Here is a 5162-nt window from a genome sequence, read left to right on the forward strand (position 1 = left end):
TCCTTATCGGTCGGGCTCGCACGCCGGTGATCGGACCGGCGCGCTGACCCTTCGAGATTACGCGGAAGCGGGCGGCGACGCGTCAGCCACCGGAAACCGCATCCTCGGCGCCCGGCCGGGGGGAGCCATGGGCGCGGGCGGCGTGCAGACGCGCGTAGGCGCCCTGTTCATGGATCAGTTCGTCATGGGTGCCGCGCTCCACGATCCGCCCCGCCTCCATGACCACGATCACATCGGCGTCGCGGATGGTGGACAGCCGGTGCGCGATGACGAAGCTGGTCCTGCCCGCGCGCAGGGTGTTCATGGCGCGTTGGATCAGGACTTCGGTACGGGTGTCGACGGAACTGGTCGCCTCGTCGAGGACCAGCACGGCGGGCCGGGCGAGAAACGCCCTGGCGACCGTGATCAGCTGCTTCTCACCCGCGCTCACGCCCGCCGACTCGTCGTCCAGCACGGTGTCGTAGCCGTCCGGCAGGGTACGGATGAAGCGGTCGGCGCAGGTGGCGCGGGCCGCCGCGACGATCTCCGCACGGGTGGCCCCGGCGTGGCCGTACGCGATGTTGTCGGCGATCGTGCCGCCGAACAGCCAGGTGTCCTGGAGCACCAGACCGAACTGCGCGCGCAGATCGTCACGGGTCATCGTCGCGATGTCCGTGCCGTCGAGCAGGATCCGGCCCTCGTCGACCTCGTAGAACCGCATGAGGAGATTGCCCAGCGTGGTCTTGCCGGCCCCGGTCGGTCCGACGATCGCCACCGTACTGCCGGGTTCCACGGTCAGGGAGAGATCATCGATCAGCGGGGTCTCGGGGGTGTAGCGGAAGCCGACGTGGTCGAACTCCACCCGTCCGGTGATCCGTTCCGGCCGGACGGGGTGGATCGGGTCGGGGCCTTGTTCCTCGGCGTCGAGCAGGGTGAAGACCCGCGCCGCGGAGGCGATCCCGGACTGGAGACGGCCCGCCACACTGGCGACCTGCACGATCGGCTGGCTGAACTGCCGGGAATACAGGATGAACGCCTGTACGTCCCCCAGCGTCAGCGTGCCGCTCACCACCTTCCACGCACCCACCACCGCCACCACCACATAGCCGAGGTTGGCGATGAACATCATGGCGGGCTCGATGGTGCCCGAGGCGAACTGGGCCTTGGCGCCCGCCCGGTACAGCGCCTCGTTGTGCGCGTCGAAGCGCCGCTCGGCCTGCTCGCGCCTGCCGAAGCCCTTGATCAGTGAGTGGCCCGTATAGACCTCCTCGACCTGCGCGTTCATTGAGCCGGTGGCGGCCCACTGCTCCGCGAACCGGGGCTGGGCGCGCTTGCTTATCCACGCGGCGAGCACCCCCGACACCGGCACGCTCGCCAGCATGATCAGCGCCAGGGACGGCGAGATCACCAGCATCAGGATGAGCATGGTGATGATGGAGAAGACCGAGGTGATCAGCTCGGCGAGGGTCTGCTGAAGGGTTTGCTGGAGGTTGTCGACATCGTTGGTCGTTCGGCTCAGCACCTCGCCCGCCGGATTGCGGTCGAAGTAGCGCAACGGCAGCCGTCCGAGCTTCTCCTCCGCCTTCTCCCGCAGATCGAAGACCACGCGCTGGACGACGGCCGCGACCAGTCGGCCCTGCGCCAGCATGAACAGCGACGCCGCGACATACAGCACCAGCAGGAGCAGCAGCAGGTGCCCGACCGCGCCGAAGTCGACGCCTCCGGTGGTGACCCCCGTGCCCCCCGGCGACGCGTCGCCGGATCCGTCGAGCAGACCGTCCACGATCAGGTCGGTGGCCTTGCCCAGCAGGAGCGGACCGAACGCGTTGAGCGTGATCCCGCCGATGCCCACCAGAAGGGCGACGGCGATCCGGGGCCGGTGCGGCCGGAGCAGGCCGAGGAGCCGGCGGCCGGGCCCGCGGGACTCAGTTGGGCTGGGGCCGGCCAACGAGACCATGAACGGTCTCCTCCTCGGTGAGCTGGGAGAGGGCGATCTCGCGGTAGGTGGCGCTGTCGCGCAGCAGTTCGTCATGGGTGCCGCTGTCGACCACGCGTCCGGCGTCCAGGACGACGATGCGGTCGGCGTACTGGACGGTGGCGACCCGCTGGGCGACGGTGATCACGGTCGAACCCGCGATCTCCGGTGCCAGCGCGGTGCGCAGCGCGGCATCCGTGGCGTAGTCGAGCGCGGAGAAGCAGTCGTCGAAGAGATAGACGGCGGGCCGGCGCAGCAGCGTGCGCGCGATGGCGAGCCGCTGGCGCTGGCCGCCGGAGACATTCGTGCCGCCCTGGGAGATCTCGGCGTCGAGCCCGCCGGGCATGCTCGCGACGAACTCGGCGGCCTGGGCGGTCCGCAGGGCGTGCCACAGCTCGTCGTCGGTGGCGTCCGGATTCCCGAAACGGAGGTTGGTCGCGACGGTCCCGGAGAACAGATACGGCTTCTGCGGTACGAAGCCGACGGCTCGGCTGAGGACATCGGGGTCAAGCCGCCGTACGTCGACGCCGTTGACCCGTACCGCCCCCTCCGTGACATCGAACAGCCGCAGGACGAGGTTGAGCAGTGTCGTCTTTCCGCTGCCGGTGGAGCCGAGGATCGCCACGCTCTCCCCGGGGCCCGCCGTCAGATCGATTCCCTGGAGCACCGGCTTCTCCGCGCCCGGGTAGCGGAACTCCGCCCCGCGCAGCTCCAGTTGGCCGATGTCGCCCGACGCGGCCGGGACCGGCTCGGAGGGCGGGGAGACACTCGTCGGTGTCGCCAGGATCTCCTGGATACGCGCGGCGGACACCTTCGCGCGCGGTACCGACAGGAACACGAACGCGACCATCACGACCGACATGAGGATCAGGGAGAGATAGCTGAGGAAGGCGCTGAGCGCGCCGATCCGGGTCGCCCCGCTGTCGATCCGGTGCGCGCCGACCCAGAGGATGGCGACCATGAACCCGTTCATGAGCAGCAGCACCACGGGCAGCATCGACGCGATGAGCCGGCCGACCCGCCGCGAGACCTCGTACAGCTCCGTGCTCGTACGGGCGAACCGCTCGCGCTCGTAGCCGTCCCGTACGAAGGAACGCACCACGCGTACGCCGGTGATCTGCTCGCGCAGCAGCCGGCCGAGCCGGTCGAGATACGTCTGCATCCGCTCGTAGAACACACCCATCCGGGCCAGCAACAGCCCGAACGCGACGGCGACGACCACGACGAGGACCACCAGGATCAGCGCCAGCGGAACGTCCTGCTGAAGCGCCAGTACGACGCTCCCCAGACACATCAGGGGCGCGGCCACCACGATGCCGAAGCCCGACTGCGTCAGCGTCTGCACCTGCTGCACATCGTTGACGGTCCGGGTCAGCAGTGACGGCGTACCGAAGCGGCCCACCTCCCGGGCGGAGAAGTCCAGCACCCGGCGGAAGACGACGCGGCGGATGTCGCGTCCCATCGCCATCGCCGTACGGGAGGCCAGGGACACCGCGCCGATCGCCGCGGCGACCTGGACGAGCGCCAGCGCGACCATGACCGCGCCGAGCCGGGAGATATAGCCGCTGTCCCGGGCGACGACACCGTTGTCGATCAGGGCGGCGCCCAGCGTCGGCAGCAGCAGTGTGCCGAGGATCTGGATCAGTTGCAGGAGGACCAGCAGGGCGGCGGCTCGCCGGTACGGGCGCACATGGGTACGCAGAAGTCTGAACAGCACGGAAAGACGCTCCGGTTGACAGAGCCGGCCCGAACGCCGACGCACACAGTGCACCGCATCACGGTCCCGAAAATTACTAGTGTTCCGTCTCTCCGCGGCTTCCTGACGGGGCTCTGACTCGGGAATTCCCTAGTAAGCACGGGATTTCTTGACACCGTGGTCGGCGGCTTGCGAGCGTGCCGATGTCTATCGTCCGGACAGAAGCGTATTCGATGCAAGGTCGTCGACCGAGCTCTGCGTTTGGGCGGTCTCTCCGTGGTCGAGAAGGGGTTGGTATGACCAAGCGTGCGCTGATCACCGGAATTACCGGGCAGGACGGTTCTTATCTGGCCGAGCATCTCCTGTCACAGGGCTACCAGGTATGGGGATTGATCCGAGGACAGGCCAACCCGCGAAAGTCCCGGGTCAGCCGTCTCGTCTCCGAACTCTCGTTCGTGGACGGCGATCTGATGGACCAGGGCAGCCTGGTCTCCGCCGTCGACACCGTGCAGCCGGACGAGGTCTACAACCTCGGCGCGATCTCGTTCGTGCCGATGTCCTGGCAGCAGGCCGAACTCGTCACCGAGGTCAATGGCATGGGCGTCCTCCGCGTCCTTGAGGCGATCCGGATGGTGAGCGGTCTGAACAGCTCACGCACCGCGGGAGACGGCCAGATCCGCTTCTACCAGGCGTCGTCCTCGGAGATGTTCGGCAAGGCCGCCGAGACCCCGCAGCGTGAGACGACGCTGTTCCACCCGCGCAGCCCGTACGGCGCCGCCAAGGCGTACGGCCACTTCATCACCCGCAACTACCGTGAGTCCTTCGGGATGTACGCCGTCTCCGGCATGCTCTTCAATCACGAATCCCCGCGCCGGGGCTCGGAGTTCGTGACCCGGAAGATCTCCCTCGCCGTCGCCCGGATCAAGCTCGGGCTCCAGGACAAGCTGCACCTCGGAAACCTCGACGCGGTACGTGACTGGGGCTTCGCCGGCGACTATGTGCGCGCGATGCACCTCATGCTCCAGCCCGACGAGCCGGATGACTACGTGGTGGGCAGCGGCACCATGCACTCGGTACGCGACGCGGTGCGCATCGCCTTCGAACACGTCGGCCTGGACTGGCAGGACTATGTCGTCATCGACCCCGAGCTGGTCCGCCCGGCGGAGGTGGAGATCCTCTGCGCGGACAGCGAGCACGCCCGTACCAAACTGGGCTGGAAGCCCAGCGTCGACTTCCCCGAACTGATGCACATGATGGTCGACGCCGATCTGAATCAGGTCTCCAGGGAACACGAATACGGGGACCTTCTGCTGGCCTCCAACTGGTAGCGGAACGAAGGGCCGCGGAGGACTAGGGAATTCCCGTAGCGGTCCGTACCACACTCGCCACATGGCTTCCCGCTGAACGGCTGCGAAGCCATGTGGCTTTCTATTTTTCGCATTGCACGGCGAGCGCGAGATGCCCCGCGTGATTCATGTTCGGCCGCTGGCTGTCGAGATGGGTTGAGTTGAG

At 67.8% G+C, this 5162-nt stretch carries 3 protein-coding genes; 1 reads left to right on the forward strand and 2 read right to left on the reverse strand.

Going from position 1 to position 5162, the window contains the following annotated elements:
• Positions 1-82: 82 nt before the first annotated feature.
• Together AB0M67_RS14625 and AB0M67_RS14630 are read right to left on the reverse strand one after the other, a co-directional pair.
• Entirely contained in the window at positions 83-1936 is a 1854-nt protein-coding gene (locus tag AB0M67_RS14625; RefSeq protein ID WP_365745703.1) for an ABC transporter ATP-binding protein, read from the reverse strand.
• A complete protein-coding gene (locus AB0M67_RS14630) occupies positions 1905-3671 on the reverse strand; it encodes an ABC transporter ATP-binding protein (protein ID WP_365745704.1) in 1767 nt (588 codons plus the stop codon). Before AB0M67_RS14630 ends, AB0M67_RS14625 begins: the two co-directional genes overlap by 32 nt.
• A 275-nt stretch (positions 3672-3946) precedes the next feature.
• Between AB0M67_RS14630 and AB0M67_RS14635 the strand changes: the two genes are divergently transcribed.
• A complete protein-coding gene (locus tag AB0M67_RS14635) occupies positions 3947-4978 on the forward strand; it encodes a GDP-mannose 4,6-dehydratase (RefSeq protein WP_365745705.1) in 1032 nt (343 codons plus the stop codon).
• Positions 4979-5162 lie beyond the last annotated feature (184 nt).

The organism is Streptomyces sp. NPDC051662 (assembly GCF_040681655.1).
Lineage (GTDB): Bacteria > Actinomycetota > Actinomycetes > Streptomycetales > Streptomycetaceae > Streptomyces.

Bases quoted from the DNA above. Each gene is read 5' to 3' on its own strand.
- AB0M67_RS14625 (WP_365745703.1), bottom strand. From the start codon at position 1,936: ATGGTCTCGTTGGCCGGCCCCAGCCCAACTGAGTCCCGCGGGCCCGGC.
- AB0M67_RS14635 (WP_365745705.1), top strand. From the start codon at position 3,947: ATGACCAAGCGTGCGCTGATCACCGGAATTACCGGGCAGGACGGTTCT.